The sequence below is a fragment of the Flavobacterium franklandianum genome (genome assembly GCF_007097365.1).
Classification (GTDB): domain Bacteria; phylum Bacteroidota; class Bacteroidia; order Flavobacteriales; family Flavobacteriaceae; genus Flavobacterium; species Flavobacterium franklandianum.
Map to the genome: position 1 here is coordinate 282,110 of NZ_VJZR01000003.1, position 18,676 is coordinate 300,785.

The 18,676-nt window shown below is 33.4% G+C and carries 17 protein-coding genes; 4 read left to right on the forward strand and 13 right to left on the reverse strand.

The window, feature by feature from the left end; all coding sequences use genetic code 11:
* Positions 1-126: 126 nt before the first annotated feature.
* The 8 genes from FNW17_RS06000 to thrA all read right to left on the reverse strand — a co-directional run bounded on the left by FNW17_RS06000 (position 127) and on the right by thrA (position 9,719).
* Positions 127-1,299 carry a FecR family protein gene (locus FNW17_RS06000; RefSeq protein WP_144071134.1) on the reverse strand — a complete coding sequence of 391 codons (1,173 nt, stop codon included), beginning with the start codon at positions 1,297-1,299 and terminating at the stop codon, positions 127-129.
* A gap of 194 nt (positions 1,300-1,493) precedes the next feature.
* The gene (locus tag FNW17_RS06005) at positions 1,494-2,057 is read right to left on the reverse strand and encodes an RNA polymerase sigma factor (protein ID WP_143389847.1); all 564 of its coding nucleotides are present in this window, start codon (positions 2,055-2,057) and stop codon (positions 1,494-1,496) included.
* 408 nt (positions 2,058-2,465) lie between these two features.
* On the reverse strand, positions 2,466-3,818 hold the full coding sequence (locus FNW17_RS06010) for a TlpA family protein disulfide reductase (protein ID WP_185965269.1): 1,353 nt from the start codon (positions 3,816-3,818) through the stop codon (positions 2,466-2,468).
* A 387-nt stretch (positions 3,819-4,205) separates the two neighbouring features.
* Positions 4,206-5,495 (reverse strand): threonine synthase, encoded by a 1,290-nt coding sequence (gene thrC, locus FNW17_RS06015; protein ID WP_143389845.1) that lies wholly within the window; start codon positions 5,493-5,495, stop codon positions 4,206-4,208.
* Positions 5,496-5,630: 135 nt separating this feature from the next.
* Positions 5,631-5,930 carry a type II toxin-antitoxin system RelE/ParE family toxin gene (locus FNW17_RS06020; RefSeq protein WP_126563076.1) on the reverse strand — a complete coding sequence of 100 codons (300 nt, stop codon included), beginning with the start codon at positions 5,928-5,930 and terminating at the stop codon, positions 5,631-5,633.
* Positions 5,923-6,171, reverse strand: coding sequence for a type II toxin-antitoxin system ParD family antitoxin (locus FNW17_RS06025; protein WP_126563077.1), 249 nt, complete (start codon positions 6,169-6,171; stop codon positions 5,923-5,925). The genes FNW17_RS06020 and FNW17_RS06025 overlap by 8 nt, the downstream gene beginning before the upstream one ends.
* A 93-nt stretch (positions 6,172-6,264) precedes the next feature.
* The gene (locus tag FNW17_RS06030) at positions 6,265-7,185 is read right to left on the reverse strand and encodes a homoserine kinase (RefSeq protein WP_144071136.1); all 921 of its coding nucleotides are present in this window, start codon (positions 7,183-7,185) and stop codon (positions 6,265-6,267) included.
* 86 nt (positions 7,186-7,271) lie between these two features.
* Positions 7,272-9,719 carry a bifunctional aspartate kinase/homoserine dehydrogenase I gene (gene thrA / locus FNW17_RS06035; protein WP_143389844.1) on the reverse strand — a complete coding sequence of 816 codons (2,448 nt, stop codon included), beginning with the start codon at positions 9,717-9,719 and terminating at the stop codon, positions 7,272-7,274.
* A 375-nt stretch (positions 9,720-10,094) separates the two neighbouring features.
* Here thrA and hutH point away from each other — a divergent pair, with 375 nt between their 5' ends.
* From hutH to FNW17_RS06050, 3 genes are all read left to right on the forward strand, one after another.
* A complete protein-coding gene (gene hutH, locus FNW17_RS06040; RefSeq protein ID WP_143389843.1) occupies positions 10,095-11,597 on the forward strand; it encodes a histidine ammonia-lyase in 1,503 nt (500 codons plus the stop codon).
* A gap of 57 nt (positions 11,598-11,654) precedes the next feature.
* Positions 11,655-12,299, forward strand: coding sequence for a DUF47 domain-containing protein (locus FNW17_RS06045; RefSeq protein ID WP_143389842.1), 645 nt, complete (start codon positions 11,655-11,657; stop codon positions 12,297-12,299).
* A 93-nt stretch (positions 12,300-12,392) separates the two neighbouring features.
* Positions 12,393-13,733 (forward strand): inorganic phosphate transporter, encoded by a 1,341-nt coding sequence (locus FNW17_RS06050; protein ID WP_143389841.1) that lies wholly within the window; start codon positions 12,393-12,395, stop codon positions 13,731-13,733.
* A 54-nt stretch (positions 13,734-13,787) separates the two neighbouring features.
* On the opposite strand, the gene FNW17_RS06055 is transcribed toward FNW17_RS06050, so the two are convergent.
* From FNW17_RS06055 to FNW17_RS06065, 3 genes are read right to left on the reverse strand one after another with little or no spacing between them, the layout of a single operon-like run.
* Positions 13,788-14,405, reverse strand: coding sequence for a polysaccharide deacetylase family protein (locus FNW17_RS06055; RefSeq protein ID WP_144071137.1), 618 nt, complete (start codon positions 14,403-14,405; stop codon positions 13,788-13,790).
* A gap of 57 nt (positions 14,406-14,462) precedes the next feature.
* The gene (locus FNW17_RS06060; RefSeq protein WP_185964779.1) at positions 14,463-14,669 is read right to left on the reverse strand and encodes a polysaccharide deacetylase family protein; all 207 of its coding nucleotides are present in this window, start codon (positions 14,667-14,669) and stop codon (positions 14,463-14,465) included.
* On the reverse strand, positions 14,606-14,833 hold the full coding sequence (locus FNW17_RS06065; protein ID WP_143389838.1) for a hypothetical protein: 228 nt from the start codon (positions 14,831-14,833) through the stop codon (positions 14,606-14,608). Before FNW17_RS06065 ends, FNW17_RS06060 begins: the two co-directional genes overlap by 64 nt.
* Positions 14,834-15,126: 293 nt before the next feature.
* Between FNW17_RS06065 and FNW17_RS06070 the strand changes: the two genes are divergently transcribed.
* Positions 15,127-15,987: an alpha/beta fold hydrolase gene (locus FNW17_RS06070; protein WP_143389837.1), complete on the forward strand. Its 861-nt coding sequence runs from the start codon at positions 15,127-15,129 to the stop codon at positions 15,985-15,987.
* Positions 15,988-16,819: 832 nt separating this feature from the next.
* Here the strand turns inward: FNW17_RS06070 and FNW17_RS06075 are convergent.
* Together FNW17_RS06075 and FNW17_RS06080 are read right to left on the reverse strand one after the other, a co-directional pair.
* Positions 16,820-17,782 (reverse strand): sodium-dependent bicarbonate transport family permease, encoded by a 963-nt coding sequence (locus tag FNW17_RS06075; RefSeq protein ID WP_143389836.1) that lies wholly within the window; start codon positions 17,780-17,782, stop codon positions 16,820-16,822.
* A gap of 38 nt (positions 17,783-17,820) precedes the next feature.
* Positions 17,821-18,648: a carbonic anhydrase family protein gene (locus tag FNW17_RS06080; RefSeq protein WP_235893250.1), complete on the reverse strand. Its 828-nt coding sequence runs from the start codon at positions 18,646-18,648 to the stop codon at positions 17,821-17,823.
* Positions 18,649-18,676: the final 28 nt, after the last annotated feature.

The following is an 18,676-nucleotide window of genomic DNA, read 5'->3' on the forward strand; positions in this document are numbered from 1 at the left end:
TTTTGTAATTGATTGTATTTAATTTGTTATGTTCAATCGTTTATTTAATCGGAAATTGTTCGCAGCTCTTTCCGATTTTTTTATTTCTGCTTATTCAACTTTTTATTTTTCATTGGTTTTTAATGGTTATTTAATTAGTACTTCGTTATTTTTTAGTGTGTAATGGATTCCGTGAATTTCATTAAAGTAGCTTAATACTTTTGCTATTGGTTCATCGCCAAAACTGGCATTAAACTTCTCGTCAGACAATTTTGTGTTTTGATTTACAATAGTGACATTATAATGTCTTTCGAGTTTTTTGGAAATGTCTTTAAAAGTCATATCTCTAAAGGTCAAACCGCCTTTAATCCAAGCAGTATAGACATCGGTAACCACTGCTTTGGTTTTGATTTGATTGTCGGTTTTGGAAAAACTACCTTTGAATCCCGGTTTAAGAACGGTATTTTTTTCGGCATTGAATTTTTCATTTACTTTATAAAGACCAACAGAACCTTCGACTAAAACAACATCAGTCAATTTATCTTCGGGATAGTTTGAAACGTTAAAATGAGTTCCTAAAACACGAACATTCAAATTATCGGCATTGACTACAAAAGGATGTGTTTTGTCTTTGGCCACATCAAAATAGGCTTCTCCATCTAGGAAAACCTGTCTGTTTTCGCTAGCTATAAATTTTACTGGATATTTTAAAGTAGTTCCTGAATTTAAATGTACAATTGTACCATCGGATAATTGCAATTCAAAACGTTTTCCATAAGGAATTTTTATGGTGTTGTAAACGAGTTTTTCTATAGTAGTTTCGGTATCATAAACAATCTTATTTCCGTTTTGATTACCTACTACGTTTCCGTTAGCATCGGCTATTTTAGAATTCTTATTGGCAGAGATTACTTGAATATCACCATTTTCTAACTGCAAAGTGATTTCGTTGCTATTATTAATTATAACATCCTTCTTTGGACTAAAAAAACCATGTTGATAGGATAATCCAATGGTCAACAAAACAAGAAATGATGCGGCAATTGCCATATATTTTCGGTATGGATTTCTTGTCGTTATGATTTCGACTTGTTCAATTTCTTTAGTGCTAGCCAAAACGTTTGAAAATATTCTATCCGCAGTGGCCTCATCCATTTTAGGAATTTCGGTGGATAACATTTTGATATCTTCAACACTTGGAAAATCAGAGGTGAGTTTGTTTTTTCTGTAATATGCTACAACTTCATCTGTTTCCTCTACCGTGCATTGGTTAAAAATAAATTTGTGAAGTAATTTTTGTATTTCTGAATTTTCATTCATAGCGAATTGCTTTTTTTGTTTCTGTTCTATATTATACAGTTGAAGAGCATTTGACTACTACTCAAACGTTGTAAATTTTTTAAAAAATATTTATTTAGTTTATAAATAACTTAAATTTAGGTAGTTGTGTTTTAAATTAAAATAAAAAAAATCACTCGAAAAGAGTGATTTAGAAAATTTGCAGTAAATTTAATTTATGTGAATCCATCATTGACCTGAAAAAAGAGTCGCAATGATTCGAGGGCTTTGCTCATTTGACTTTTGACTGTATTGACCGAAATGCCTAATTCCTGACTAATTTCCTCATAGGTTTTTCCTTGTTTTCGCGACATTTTGAAGATGAGTTTCCGCTTTGGAGGCAGTTGTTTTAGGGCTTGTTTTTTTAGTCTTTTGCAATCGGCTTCACGGACCGAAAAGTCTCCCTGATTGTATGACTTTTGACTTTCATAGAAAATTTCTTCTTTTAGAACCAAATCATTGGCGGCTTTATTCAAGAAATTAAAGGCCTGATTTCGGGCTATAGTAAATATATAAGATTTAAAAGATTGCTCTAAATTCAAGTTTTCACGGTGCAACCAAACTTTCAAGAAGACTTCCTGAACATTCTCTTCGGCGAGTTCTTTTGATTTTAGAATACTAAGGCTGTAGCGATAAATGTCTTGGGAATAGCAATCGTAAAGGGTACGAAATGCCTTTTCGTTGTGATTTTTGAGTTCACTTATTAATAATTGTTCGCTAAAGTCTTTTTTTTCGGACATTATTTTAATTACTCTCTTTTTTTTACAATAATAATAAGACTCATTCAATTTTAGCCTTTCTATTTTGATATAAGTTAGCAAATATATAAAAATATTATTCGCATTGATTTCAATGAATGGGAATAAAAGAGTGATTTTTATTTAAGCCTAACAAAATCAAATTGAATCTGTTTTCATTTTATAAGACTGTTTCGGATGAAGTAAATAAGTACACAATTTGAATAAATAGCCGTAAAAAAGCAGTTTACGGTGAAATAAACTGCTACTATATTGTTTTAATGTTTACAAAGACTATCCCAAAAACGCTTTCAATTCCTCGAAAGTTTTGATTTTTAAGCTTACTTTTTATTTATTCAAAACGCTTTGAATTTGGGTTGGAATTGGCAATTTGATGTTCGACTCAGAGAGTTATAATTGCAAACTGCTCAATAATTCAACAAGTTTTGGGTCTGATGGTCTTGGTGCATTGGCATTCACAATATTACCATTTGAATCAATTAGGATAAATTTCGGAATTCCCCCAATGTTATATTCTCTTATAAATTTTGAATCCCATTCGTTGTCTGCCAATAACTGAATCCCACTCATATTTTTATCGTTTATAAGTTTGCTCCATTTTTCACGGTCTTTACTATTATCAATTGAAATGCTTACAAAAACAATATTTTTACTTTGAAATTGTTCTTCCACTTTTTCGAGTGATGGTATTTCCTCACGACAAGGGCCACACCAAGTAGCCCAAACATCAATATAAACGTATTTTCCTTTCAGACTTTCTAAAGATGTTGTTTCTCCTTTTTGATTTTCATAATTGAAAGTAGGGGACGGTTTGCCTGGTTCTAATGCTAAAGTATTATAGTAATTGGTAGTTAGGACTTCCTTAGTTTTTGGATCATTTGTAATGGAAATTAACTCGTTGTAGGTGTTTTTGTAGTTTGCATTATCAATGTTAATATCATTGACGCTATTTAGAATTAATCGATTCTTTATACTTTTACTTTTTAGTGCTTTTATTTCAGGGATGGCATTCTTTGCTGAAACAAAAAAACTTCCTTCATCGCCTTTAATATTCTCGAAAAATTTTCTCATTACAATATCTTGATATTCAAATGAAAACAAAAAATCAGATTCATTATCCAAATCCATTTTGTTATCAATTTTAGGGAAATTTCCAGAAACTACAAACCCATTTAGACCTGCATAATAGCCGTGCGTATTTATATAATGTATCAATTTTATTTGTTCAAAATAATGAATGTTTTCAACCTCTTTTTCTTTGAAATAGCTATCTGAAAATTTAGTTTTATTGTATAAGACTGAAATAGAATTTTTGATTTCCTTTACTTTTTTCAAGAAGTCAATTTCATTCAATTTATACAATTCTTCATTTGAAATTTGCGTAGTAATAATGGTTTTCTTGGCAATATATTGATTTTCTATACTTCCTTTACCAGTGTGTTTTAGGGTAGAATTAAAGTTTGAATCATCAGCAGATAGACTCATTTTAGAATCTTTAGAAAAATAGATGGGCATTCTATTTTTAGAAGTTTCAATCGAATAAATTCCCTCGTAATCAATAGGTAATTTTTCTAAAAAGGTTCCATCGGGTTTTAAGTTGATTTCTTTTTCAAAAGATTCTCCTTTGATCCAGATTGTTCCGTTTTCGACATTTGTAATTTTACCTGAAAGTGTAATTGTTGCTTTTGGGGTTGTGAAGGAGGATAGCATCACAATTAATAACAATAAACTATATCTTTTCATAGGAATATTTTTATCAAATATAATGTTTTGTGTGAATTTACGGTTAGATGTATAAAATATTTTTTTAACCATATAAGTCATATAAGTTTGTATTAATTGGATTGTTTGAGTTGTGTAATTATAAAAATATAAGTTCATTTAAGTTGGATTATTACAAAGAAAAATCTGTGCTTAATCCGTTAAGTCAGTTCAATCTGTGGCCAATTTTTCACCATATAAGGTATTTAAGGTCATTTAAGTTGATTTATTACAAATAAAAATCCGTGCTCAATCCGTTGAATCAGTGTTATCCGTGGATAATATTTTATTATACAAAACAAATTGCACTAATTTCCACATAATAATTAGTGGAAATTAGTGCAATTCGTGTTTGAAAAAATCGTGTTTTTATCCCAAAAACGCTTTCAATTCTTCGTACGTTTTAATTTTTACGCTTACTTTTTCTTTATTCAAGACGCTTTCAATTTGGGTTGGAATTGGAAGTTTTATGTTTAAAGCAGGTTCAACCACATCCAAAAATTTGATAGGATGAGCGGTTTCCAAGAATATTCCAATCGCAGTTGGATGATTTTGTAATTCATTTTTCAAACCTAAATACCCCACAGCTCCGTGAGGTTCTGCGATGTAACCATCGGTTTTGTAGATGGTTTGCATTGCCGCTGTAGTATCTTCATCGGTATATGAAAAAGAAGAGAAATCTTTTTTGAATAGTTCCAAATCGTTGTTATACATTTCCTGAATTCGGATAAAATTACTTGGATTCCCCACGTCCATCGCATTCGAAATCGTAGCTTTAGAAGGTTTTGGATCGTAATTTCCTTGAACTAAAAATCTTGGAACGGTATCGTTCACATTGGTCGATGCTACGAAATGCTCGATAGGCAATCCTAATTTTTTTGCCATAATTCCGGCACAAATATTTCCAAAATTCCCACTTGGGCAAGAAAATACTAATGGTTTGTTTTGTGATTTTAATTGCTTGAAGGCAAAGAAAAAGTAAAACATTTGTGGTAACCAACGAGCAATATTGATCGAATTAGCCGAAGTTAGGTTGTGGTGTGCCAAACTTTCGTCCAAAAAAGCTTTTTTGACCATATCTTGGCAATCATCGAAAACACCATCTACTTCCAATGCTTTGATGTTTTGTCCCAAAGTGGTCAATTGTCTTTCCTGAATGTCACTCACTTTCCCCGAAGGATATAAAATGATTACTTCTACACCTTGAACGCCAAGAAAACCGCTTGCAACAGCTCCTCCAGTATCGCCTGAAGTAGCCACCAATACGGTGTTTTTATTGTCTTTTTTGTCTTTGTTGAAATAAGCTAAACAACGGGACATAAAACGTGCTCCCACGTCCTTGAAGGCCATTGTTGGTCCGTGATATAATTCTAATGCATAAATTCCTTCTTCCACTTTCACGGTCGGGAAATCGAAACACAAGGTTTCAGCTATGATTTGTTTTAAGGTTTCGGTAGGAATTTCGTCGCCTACAAATTGTTGAATGGCTTCGTACGCCATTTCCTCGTTACTTAAATTTTCGATATTTTCGAAAAATTCGGAAGATAAAGGTGTGATAGATTCCGGAAAATACAATCCTTTATCGGTTGCTAGTCCTTGTATTACGGCTTCTTCAAAAGAAACTTTTGGGGCATTGTGGTTTAAACTGTAGTATTTCATTTGATTTTAGATTGAAGATTAGCGATTAACGATTTTTGATTTTTTAGCAACTTGAGTTCCATCTGAAATGCTTCGCCAGTTCGCTAAAGCTCGGGTCAAAAATCGTTAATCTGAAATCTTAAATAATTTGTGTTTTTATTCTTGTATTTTGTTTTTTAAATCCATTCTGGAATGTAAAAACCGAATGATTTCTATTTTATCCTCATTTACAATACTGTAAAAAATGATGTGTTGTCCTGATTTGAATCCTTGAATTTCGTTGTTTATTTCTGTGTAACTTCTGCCTAAAAATTGATTTTCTGCTAATTTTTGACAATCAGATAATAATTCATAATAATATTTGTCGGCTTGATCTTCTGACCAAACTTCGAAAGTATATTCCCAAATTTTAGACAAATCTTCAACAGCCTTGTTAGTAAGATGAAATTTAGGCATCTCTTTTTTTAGTTTTTAAAGATTCCAAATGTTGTTTGGGATTAAAATTTTCGGCAATTCCGCTTTCAATTCCGTCGTTAATGGCTTTTTTGAGAGCCATTATTTTGTTTTCTTCTTCTTCTAACATTCTCAAACCCGCGCGAATCACTTCGCTGGCATTTTTAAATCTCCCTTCAGAAATTCTACCGTCAACAAAATTCTCGAAGTAATCCCCTAAAGAAACTGATGTATTGCGTCCCATATTTTTATATTTTTTTGTAAAGTTACCAAATTTTGGTAATTTTTTAAATATAATTTATTTTTAATCTTACTTAAGGGAAATTATTTGGAACTTTTATAAAATACTCACTCCGTCTGGATTCACTTTAGAAACGTGAATTTCATAAGGCAAATTGATTTCGTCATACACTTTACTCATTGCTTGGGCGATTTTTTCGGCAGTTTCTTTTCCTTTGCTTAAAGCAAAAATAGAAGGACCTGAACCTGAAATTCCTGATCCTAAAGCTCCGTTTTCGTATGCCGTTTTTTTGATTAAATCGAAACCGGGAATCAGCATACTGCGAACCGGTTCGATGATTTCATCGTGCAAAGAACGACCAATTAATTCATAATCATTCGTGTACAATCCAGCTACTAATCCACCCACATTTCCCCATTGGGTAATGGCACTTTTTAGAGAAACGGTTTGTTTTAATACGGAACGCGCATCCGAAGTTTTCAACTCGATTTGAGGATGAACCACAGTCGCATACAATTCTGACGGGCTGTCAATCTTGATAATATCCAAAGGATTGGAACACCTTACCAAAGTAAAACCGCCCAATAGGCAAGGAGCAACATTATCGGCGTGGGCATTTCCGCTGGCTAATTTTTCGCCTTGCATTGCAAATTTCACTAATTCTTTTCTGGTAAAAGGACGACCTAATAATTCGTTGATTCCAAAAACAGCTCCGGCCGAACTAGCTGCACTGCTTCCGATTCCGCTTCCGGCTTTGATGTTTTTATAGATTTCGATTTCGAATCCAAATTCGGTTTCCACTTCTTCTAGCATTGCCAAAGCTGCTACGCCAGCCACATTATTTTCGGTTTCTAATGGCAAATTAGCACCCACGATTTTAGTGATGCGAACGCCTTTTAGATCGGATTTTCGAATAATCATTTCGTCACCTGCAGTGGCCAAACACAATCCAAGAACATCAAATCCACAGGAAAGATTGGCAATGGTGGCGGGGCAAAATATTTTTATTTCATTCATAATTTTATTTTTTTTGGTAGAGACGCGATTAATCGCGTCTGTACGGCAGGCAAAATATTTTATTTATTGGCGTTACATCGCATCCATTATATATTTCCAATACGTATTACATCGGCAAAAATTCCTGAAGCGGTCACCGCAGCACCAGCACCAGCGCCTTTTATCAATAAAGGTTGGTCAATGTATCGGTCGGTGTAAAATTGTACAATATTATCTTTTCCTTCTAAATTATAGAATGGACTTTCTTTCGGGATGAATTCCAAACCAACGCTAGCTTTTCCGTTTTCGAAAGTGGCTACATATTTCAAACGACAATCTTTTGCTTTTGCTTCTGCCAGTAAATTCTCGAAATGAGTCGCATTTTTTAGTAAAGATTTGAAAAAATCTTCGTTGTTGGTAGTCGCCAAACATTCGGCTGGTAAAAACGATCTGTTGGCAATATCTTCAATATCGAATTGGTAGCCACTTTCGCGAATTAGAATCAAAATTTTTCTAGCAACATCTACGCCGCTCAAGTCGATTTTCGGATCTGGTTCAGTAAATCCTTGCACTCCGGCTTCTTTTACCACATCGTGGAACGAATTATTTTCGTCGAAATTGTTGAAAATAAAGTTCAAACTTCCGGATAAAACCGCTTGAATTTTGTTCACTTTATCTCCCGAAGCGATTAGGTGTTTCAAGGTGTCAATAATAGGTAATCCTGCGCCCACATTGGTTTCGAACAAGAAAGGCGCATTGAATTGACGCGAAAGATTTTTTAGTTTTTTGTAATTATCATAAGCCGATGAACAGGCAATTTTGTTACAAGTTACTACGGCAACGTTTTGTTTTAAATACTGTTCGTAAGTTTCAGAAACACTTTGATTGGCAGTAATGTCCACAAAAATACTGTTGCGTAAATTAAGTGCTTTTACTTTAGCAATAAAAGCTTCTTTATCGGCAGTTTCTCCATTTTCTAATAGCGATTGCCATTCTTTCAAAGGAATTCCATCTTCGTCAAAATACATTTTTCTTGAATTGGAAACGGCAACTACTCTCAGGTTTATTTTTAGATTTTCTTTTAGGAATTTCTTTTGTAGGTGGATTTGCTCGATGAATTTTTCACCTACATTTCCAACGCCCATCACGAACAAGTTCAATTGTTTGGTGTTTTCCTCGAAGAAGTTTTCGTGAAGCGTATTCAATGCTTTTTTAACATCTCTTTCGTTGATAACTGCCGAAATATTTCTTTCGGAAGCTCCTTGAGCGATGGCTCGAATATTGACATTATTTTTACCCAAAGTACTGAACATTCGACCGCTCAAACCTTGATGATTTTTCATGTTTTCACCAACCAGAGCAATAATACAAAGGTCTTTTTCGACGATGCAAGGATCGATTTTGTTTTGGGTGATTTCATTGGCGAAAGCTTTATTAATAGCATTTTCGGCTTTCTCGGCATCAACATTTAGAATACCTATACAAATCGAATGTTCCGATGAGGCTTGAGTAATGAAAATAATATTGATGTTTTCGTGCGATAAGACTTCGAACAATCGTTTAGAAACTCCGGCAACACCAATCATTCCAGAACCTTCCAGAGTGATGAGTGTAATTTTATCGATATGGCTAATTCCTTTTACAGGATTGGTATGCGAATTGTCTTGGTTTGAAATAAAAGTTCCTTTGGCTTCCGGTTCAAAAGTATTTTTAATCCAAATTGGAATGTTTTTTTTGAAAACCGGTTGGATAGTTGGTGGATACAATACTTTGGCACCAAAATGCGACAATTCCATCGCTTCTTGATAGGAAATAGTAGCGATAGGTTGGGCTTGTTTTACAATTTTTGGATTGGCAGTAAACATTCCGTTGACGTCAGTCCAGATTTCCAATTCGGACGCATTCAAAGCACCAGCCAAGATTGCAGCTGTATAATCGGAACCACCACGACCTAAAGTTGTTCCAATTCCTTCTTCGGTCGAAGCAATAAAACCTGGCATTACAACGATTTGAGTATCATTCGATGCAAAATATTCTGCGATTAATTCATTAGTAATGTCAAAGTTTACAGCGGCTTTTCCAAAGTTATTATTGGTTTTTATGAGTTCGCGACTGTCTTTATAACCTGAATTTTTATGATTTTGTTTGAAGGCTTCGGCGATGATATAAGAAGATAATAATTCGCCAAAACTTAGAATGGTATCGGAAGTTCTCGGGGATAATTCGCCAAGTAAAAAACAACCGTCCAATAGAGTTTCAAGATGATTGATGATTCTTTTAATGTGGCTTAGAAGCCCACTTTGTTCGCTAACTGGAATTAATTCTTTGATAGCGTCGAGATGTTTTTTCTCGATTTCGACTACAATTTCTTTGTAACTTTCGTCGTTTGAAGCTGCTTTTTGAGAGGCAAGAACTAATAAATCGGTCACTTGGGTAAAAGCAGAAACCACAACAATTACATTTTCTTGGACCGTTTTTTTGATAACTATATCTAAAACTAATTTTATGTTTTGTGAATTGGCAACAGAAGTTCCGCCAAATTTTAATATTCTCATTGTGTTGTTTTTATTTTTGAATGCAACTATTTTTTATACACCTATGAACTCTCTTCATTTAGAAAAAAGCATGTAAACTGGATTATATGTAAAAGAGGTACCCCTAAAGGGTAGTGGTTGTTGTAGTGGTGAAAGTAACAGCAATTGCAACTCTAGTTTGAGTTGTTATCGAAGAATGATATGATTTTTTGCTATTTTTCATTTTGATTTTTCAAAAGTACAGTTTTTTATAAAATAACAAAACCTTTTATTCTGTTTTTGCGAATATTTTAATAAACAAAGGCTTGTGGAAAGAATATAAAAAAAATTACCGTCAAAATCTTGTTTTTTAATATTGGTTTGTGGAATTTTGATCTCACAAAAGATACTATTTAAATGGATAATACACATTATATAAGTACTGAAGTTCTTTCCTTGGAAACGCTACAAGAAATTATTTCGCACCATAAATCGTTGGCATTATCCGATGAAGCCAAAGTCAATATCCAAAAATGTCGAGCGTATCTTGATGCTAAAATGGCTTCGCATTTGAAACCTATTTATGGTATAAATACTGGTTTTGGCTCGCTTTGTAATGTGAAAATATCTAATGATAACCTTTCGAAACTTCAAGAAAACCTAGTTAAATCGCATTCTTGTGGCACAGGCGATGAAGTTCCTACTGCAATTGTAAAATTGATGTTGTTGCTCAAAATACAATCGTTGAGTTATGGACATTCTGGAATTCAGTTGCAAACGGTGGAGCGATTGGTCGATTTTTATAACAATGATATTCTGCCTATTGTTTATACTCAGGGATCGCTTGGCGCTTCGGGCGATCTGGCTCCTTTGGCTCATTTGTCTTTGCCGTTATTGGGTGAAGGTGAAGTGTTTTTTGAAGGCAAAAAAGTGCATTCGAGTGAAGTTTTAAAGCATTTTGGATGGAAGCCTATTGTATTGCAATCCAAAGAAGGTTTGGCTTTATTGAACGGAACTCAATTTATGAGTGCTTATGGTGTACATATTTTGATGAAAGCTTGCAAATTTTCGTATTTTGCTGATTTGATTGGAACCATTTCCTTGGAGGGATTTGATGGAAGAATAGAGCCTTTTCACGAATTAATTCATTCGATACGACCGCATAAAGGGCAAATTCTGACGGCAAATCGCGTCACTCAATTTTTGAAAGGAAGTAAAATTAGTAGCCAAGTAAAAAAGCATGTTCAGGATCCGTATTCTTTTCGGTGTATTCCACAAGTTCACGGAGCCTCGAAGGATGTTATTGATTATGTAAAAAATGTTTTCAAAACCGAAATCAATTCGGTTACTGATAATCCTAATATATTTATAGATACTGACGAAATTATCTCGGGAGGTAATTTTCATGGGCAACCTTTGGCTTTAGCTTTAGATTTTATCGCTATTGCTTTGGCTGAATTGGGAAGCATTTCAGAAAGAAGAACATTTCAATTGATTTCTGGACAGCGCAATCTTCCCGCTTTTTTAGTTGACAATCCGGGCTTGAATTCGGGTTTAATGATTCCGCAATACACTGCAGCGAGTATCGCCAGTCAAAACAAGCAATTGGCAACACCAGCAAGTGTCGATAGTATTGTATCTAGCAATGGTCAGGAAGATCATGTAAGTATGGGAGCAAATGCAGCGACTAAAGCTTTGCGTGTGATGGAAAATGTAGAGCGAATTCTCGCTATTGAATTGATGAATGCTTCGCAAGCCATTGAATTTAGAAGGCCTTTGGAGTCTAGTGATTTTATAGAGCAGTTTTTAAAATCCTATCGTATAGAAGTGCCTTTCGTGAAAGAAGACCGAATATTGCACTATGATATGGACAAAACGTTGAGTTTTTTGAATAGATTCCAATTGTTAACAATTACTTAACATTAACATAAAATAAAGGAGTATTTTTGCTTTCTAAATTAATTAAACATTATTAAAATGTCAATAAATAGTATTTTTCAGTTTTTTGTTCCAAAAGATAAAAAATTCTTTCCCCTTTTTGAGGAAGCTTCATCAAATCTAGTGCAATTAGCTTCAATTTTACACGAAGCCGTAAATCTTCCATTAAAGGAGAGAGACGAACTTTTTTTGAAAATCGATGAATTAGAGCAAAAAGGTGAGGACATTACTCGTTTGACCAATCTTGAACTGAGTAGAAATTTCATCACACCATTTGATAGAGAAGATATTCACTCTTTAATTACTTCAATTGATAGAGTAGCTGATAATCTTCACGGGGCTTCGAGTAGAATGCGATTGTATCAAGTAGCTAAAATCACAAAATCTATTCGAAAATTGACCGAAATTAATCTTGAAGCTTGTCAAAATATTGATAGCGCTGTAAAAGAATTGAGGGATTTGAAAAAAATGAAAAAAATTACGGATGCTTGTTCTAGAATTAACAAATTAGAAGCCAAGTCAGACAGTGTTTATGACAAAGCGGTTGCGGATCTTTTTGAAAATGAGACTGATGTCAAAAATATTATTAAATACAAAGAGGTATTGTCCGTTTTAGAAACAGCGACCGATAAATGTAAAGTCGTTGCTAGTGTTTTAGAATCGATTTCTGTAAAACATTCGTAACAAATTATAGATTAAGCCATTGAAATACAGAAAGATTTCTATTGTAATCTTTACTTTTCAATTTTTTAATTTTTCAACCTATTCCTAAATATTATGTTTACTTTACTTATAGTTATTATCGTATTAGCCTTGATTTTTGATTACATCAATGGTTTTCACGATGCTGCCAATGCTATTGCCACCGTTGTTGCTACTAAAGTTCTTTCTCCTTTTCAGGCGGTACTTTGGGCAGCATTTTTCAACTTTTTAGCCTATTGGGTTTTTGGTTTGGGTGTTGCTAATACCGTTGCCAAAACCGCCAATGCCAGCGAAATTAATTTAGTTGTTATTCTTGCTGGAGTTGTGGCCGCAATTATATGGAATTTAATTACTTGGTGGCAAGGAATTCCTTCGAGTTCGTCTCACACTTTAATAGGTGGGTTTGCTGGAGCTGCTCTAGCTCACGCTATTGCTAGTCACGGTTTTTCAGATTACACTATCGACGGAACAGTTCATCATTGGTACAATATCGTGAGTTGGTACAAAGAAGGAAAAGATGGAGGAGTACCTTCGGGAGTATTTATTATTATAGCTTTTATAGTACTTGCACCCTTGTTGGGAGCTATTGTATCTTATTTTATTTCCATTTGGTTATTAAATGCTTCGAAAAAAAGTATCCTTCCTAAACTATTTACTATTGCATTAATGATATTGATTGTATCGTTTGTGTATAGCCAAATGGTTCCTTATGAAAAAATTGAAAATCCCCGTTTTGATTCTCATTTATGGAGTGTTGTGTTTGAATCGCATAATATCAAATGGTTTTTAGTTGCTTTTATAATCCTTTCCATTTCTATATTTGCCTTGACATTTAGCAGTTTGAATTTGCATAAAGCCGATGCGGTTTTGAAAAAAATGCAATTATTATCTTCTGCAGCATTTAGTTTGGGTCACGGTGGAAATGATTCCCAAAAAGTAATGGGAATTATTGCAGCAGCAGTTGCGGTATATATTAAAACTAGCGGTGTTGATATTATGGAGCTTCCAGATTGGTTGCAAGTAATACTTCCAGATGATGATAAAGGGATAAAAGGAGCTATGCCCGAATGGATTCCATTGGCGTGTTATACCGTAATTGCAGCTGGAACACTCAGCGGAGGTTGGAAAATTGTAAAAACGATGGGTACCAAAATTACAAAAGTAACCTCATTTGAAGGAGTAGCAGCCGAAACTGCTGGGGCTTTGACCTTATATTTTACAGAACATTTCAAAGTACCCGTTAGTACAACTCACACTATTACAGGTTCTATTATTGGAGTTGGTTTAACCAAACGTGTTTCGGCAGTTCGTTGGGGAGTCACTGTGAGTCTTTTATGGGCTTGGGTGCTTACCATTCCAGTATCGGCTTTGTTGGCCGCTATTATATATTATATTTTGAGTATCTTCTTGGGATAGATTTTTTTAAAATCAATTTCATCTGTATAGAATTCTGCGGAATAACAAACTGATTTATTTTTTAGTTTTAATTATTTGTATTTCGCCCGCGTCAGGAATAGCATTAATAATAGTATATTTCTTTGATGATTCGGTGATTATTTTAAAATCTATAGGGGAGTTGTTCTGTTTTACTATTATTTTATTCCAAGACATTGGAATTTCCTTTTTCAAGGTAATGGAATAATTGTATATTGAATTGTCCAGATTATCGATTAATTTAGCTGCTATTACGTTTTTGTTTGATCTTGTCTGTTGGATTGTTGCTGCTTGTCTTTCTTTGATATATTTGACAACATTTACAAAAGTTTCTATCCAAAAACTCTCTTTATTAGTTTTTAAATACTGTAAATGATTTCGCAATTCAGTAGATTCTATTGGTGAATAGCCGCCATCATTGTCAATCCCATGAAATAAATATATTGCCCATCCGTTTTCGCTAACAGCTTGGTCAGCAATTGCATTAAAATGGGTTGTTGTTTTATTACTGGTTTCTGTGCCACAAACAAAAGAACTAATTTTCATAAAATTGCTAGGAACTTTTGGTACAATTTTACCGTTACAAATTCGGGCAGCGATATAAACTTTTTCGGTTAGATTATAATTTTCAGAAACGCAAAATGGATAAGCCATCGTCAGGCAATTTTTGTTTCCTATTTTTTTATTGATGTTATTTTGAGAACCGCTTAATTAGGCTAAGATTTCAGTACCTGTAAGTGTTGCAAATGAAGGATGAGTTAAGGTGTGTGAGGCAATTTCATGTCCGTTTAGCGAAGCTGTTTTGAAACCTGTCCAATTTGGGTTCCAAAGATTAGTCACAAAAAATGTTGTTTTCAACTCAAACTCATCGAAATAGGTAGTGCAGTGGTCAATTGTTTGGCTGTATTGTCGTCCCAAGTATGTGTGATTGCCGATTTGCTAAAATTTTTCCAAGAAGCAATTTCCCATTCCTCCGCTATTGGGTTAATTTGTTCATCATTAAGAAAATTAGTTTTATGAGAAGTTGTGCAGAATACTATTGAAATGAATACGAACAAGAAAAATATAAAGTATTTATTCATGATTTGAGAAATGAAAATTGATATTTGTTTTACAAATATATCAAATGTAGCACAACCGTTTTCCTCTTTTGAATGGTATATAATTTATACAAAGTTTTAGCTATATAATCGAGTTCAAAGGACGAACTGGTGAAGAAACCTAAAAATAAACTATTGATTTCTTTTTTTATATCCAAATCAGTGAATTTTATAACTCTATAGTCAAATTGTATAATTTTTTAAAGCAACTCCAAAATAACTTTGTAATAAGTTCTACGGTGTCTATTTTAGGAGAATATTAAAAAAACAAAACCATGGTAATTGCAAAAAAAGGGTATAATTTATCGGTAAACGTAAACAGTATTGATTTATCGTATGACGATCTTGGAGAGGGACTTATTCCAATTGTGTTTTTGCACGGTTTTCCTTTTGATAAAACAATGTGGCAAGAGCAATTGGAATTTTTAAAATCTACACATCGAGTAATTGCCTGTGATATTAGAGGTTTTGGAAAATCTATTGACGAAGAGTCGTATCTTAGCATGGATTTGTTTACCAATGATTTAATATTATTTATGGACAAACTTGGTCTCGAAAAAATAATTCTTTGTGGTTTGTCTATGGGTGGTTTTATCGCCCTTAATGCTATGAAACGATTTCCAAGTCGTTTTGAAGCATTGATTTTATGCGATACTCAATGTATAGCCGATTCTTATGAAGTTAAGATTAAAAGATATAAAACTATAAGCGACATTAAAGAGTTTGGCGTTAGTAATTTTAACGAAGGATTTATAAAAAATGTTTTTCATGAAAGTTCTATTACTAACAAACCCGAATTGGTAGAACAATTGCGTAAGGTTGTTTTTTCAAATTCCCAACACATCATTACACAAGGACTGATAGCACTTGCTGTACGTGCAGAATCGTGTTCTATTTTAGAAAACATTACGATTCCCACACTGATTATTTGTGGTAGAGAAGATGCTGTTACTCCATTGGACGAATCTAAATTTATGAATAAAAACATTAATAGCTCAGTGCTTCATGTTATTAGCAATGCTGGACATGTGTCCAATTTAGAAGAGCCTATTAAATTCAACAAACATCTTCGCGATTTTTTGTATGATTTTTGCGACACTAGTCGTAAAAGTAAAGAACTGGAAAATAGCAAATAAATATAAAAGAAAGTTTTAAGAAACTGGACTTTGTAAATTTTTAAAAAGCTAAAGCCATAATGTAATTGTGTCTCCTAAAACCTAATTGATTATGGAATACACAAAAAACGCAGCTAAAATCGCCAAAAATCACTAATTATACCAAGAAAATGTTTAAGCTGCAAAGCAAAAAGGTAGCACTAGTTATTAGGACTTTAGTTAATTTTACCAATATGTAGCGACTAAAACGCACGAGACAAAAAGCCAGCCAACAAACTTGTAATTATGGCAGTACTTATATACAATCTCTGCAAAATACCTGTGCACAGTGATGTGAAAACCATGTATTTTGACCCAATTTCTATCCCCAAAACAAGGAAAGATTCAGACTTTTTTTAAAACATTTTTTACAACCCAATAAAAACCTTTTTTTGCTGTCATTTTTTTTTAAATACCAAACCCTAATACCAAACCTCCTTTAAATTGCTTTAAAAGAGGTTGAATGTTTCATTGTATTTAAAATTTACTTTTTTAGAGGAGTTTCGCAACCGCTAGGCTGTTAGCCGCTGGCGTTCAGTATGTCGATTGATAAAAGTCTTTGTTTAATGTGATATTCGCTGTCATTTGTCGAGTTGTAAATTGGTCATTTTTTTCGGTTTTGAGAGGCAGTTTTAAAAATTTTGAAGAGAATAAAATTTTAATAAATAATTTTCTGTCTGGAAAGGTGAAAGCTTTTGCAATTTTGTCCTGTGTTTTGCATTGTGCGAAACGAAGTTCACGAACACAAAAATCAAGAAAAATTCGTAAGTAATTGCAAATGTGCTTGAACCTGTGTGTTAGCTATAATTTTTAATCAAGTATTTTGCACAATTAGAAAATAGATAGGCATACCAATTGTTATATTTACAGGGAAGGTTACTGCAAGAGCCATTGGTAAGAAAAGACCAGGATTTGCCTTAGGAACTGAAATTTTCATAGCCGCTGGAACTGCAATGTAAGAGGCACTTGCGGCTAAAACCGCAAATATAAATCGATTGGTTATGTCTTGTGTCACAAAGGAACTTAACATCGCAATGATACAACCATTAATCAATGGAATTAAAATAGCAAAAATAATAGGAAACCAACCGAATGAGAAAAATGCTTTTAGTTTTCTGCCACTTGTAATACCCATGTCTAAAAGAAAGATGGCTAGAAATCCTTTAAAAAGATCGTTTGTAAATGGTTTTATTCCTTCTGCCTGCTTAGCATTTGCTACATAACCAATAATCAAACTCCCAAGAATAAGTAGGACACTTCCATTTGTAAAGGAATGTTTTATTACACTTCGTTTTTTAATTATTTGGGTTTCGTCCTTGTTAAATATTGAAATTAAAATCAATCCAATTATTATTGCAGGCGATTCCATCAAAGCCATAATTGCCACCATATGTCCGTGGAGTAATAGTTGCTGAGATTCGAGATAAGAAACTGCCGTTACAAATGTTACTGCACTTACCGAGCCATAAGCTGCTGCTATAGCTCCAGCATCAAATACGTTTAATTTTCTTTTAAGAATAAAGAATGTGTAGAGCGGTATCATTAAGGAAATAAAAATTCCAAATAGCATTGACCATCCGATTTCCATTGTAATTTCCTCATGAGATAATTCCTGTCCACCTTTGAAACCTATAGCAAATAAAAGGTATAATGAAATAAATTTTGATGAATTCTCTGGTATTTCCAAATCACTTTTTAAATAAACAGCCAAAATGCCAAGTACAAAAAAGAGTAATGCTGGGTTTGTTAAGTTTTCTATTAGTAAATTAAAGTTCATAATTATTTTTTATTTTTTAATTGTTTAAATTTAGACGATTATTCTACAAACTCTAATTTGCCTGTTAGTAGTGAGTAATACGCACCTACTATTTTTATCTCGCCTTTATCTTCCATATCTTTTAAGATGTCACTCTTGACTCTAATTTGCGAGACGGCATTTCGAATATTATTTTTATTAACTGTTTTAATATATTCCTCATTCTTTGAAGATTTATCACCTGCAAAGCTTTGACTCATTTCAATTGCAGGTTTAATACTCTTCAACATTGCAGTAATATTCCCTAAATGAACATCGTCAATTGCCCCCTTAATGGCTCCGCAGTGTTGATGCCCCATTACTATAATTAACTTAGCACCTGAAACTTTACAAGCAAATTCCATACTTCCCAAGAGGTCTGTATTGACAAAATTTCCTGCTACTCTTCCAACAAAAACATCACCAAGACCTTGGTCAAATACATCTTCTACTGGCACTCTACTGTCTACACAACTTAAAACTATTGCTTTGGGAAATTGACCACCAGTGACAGCCTTTCTGATTTCTTCTGAATGATCTCGTTGAGTAACATTACCACTATTGAATCGTTGGTTTCCATTTTTGAACTCTTGTAAAACATCTTCAGGAAGTAATGAAGCCTGTTCAGCTTTTGTCATTACATGCCTATTGATATGAACTACATTTTTAGCTTTTGATTTATCTCTTAATTTTTTAGTTCCAGTGTAACAAGACACTACTAACAGGCTAGCTATAGCTATCGCAATAATGGGTAATAATTTTCTTTTCATTTTTATAATTATAATTAATACTGCAAATTTTAATATTTTAATCCATTTATTTTTATTTATCTTTCTAATGCAATACATAAATTATATTTATGTATTGCATTCCTAA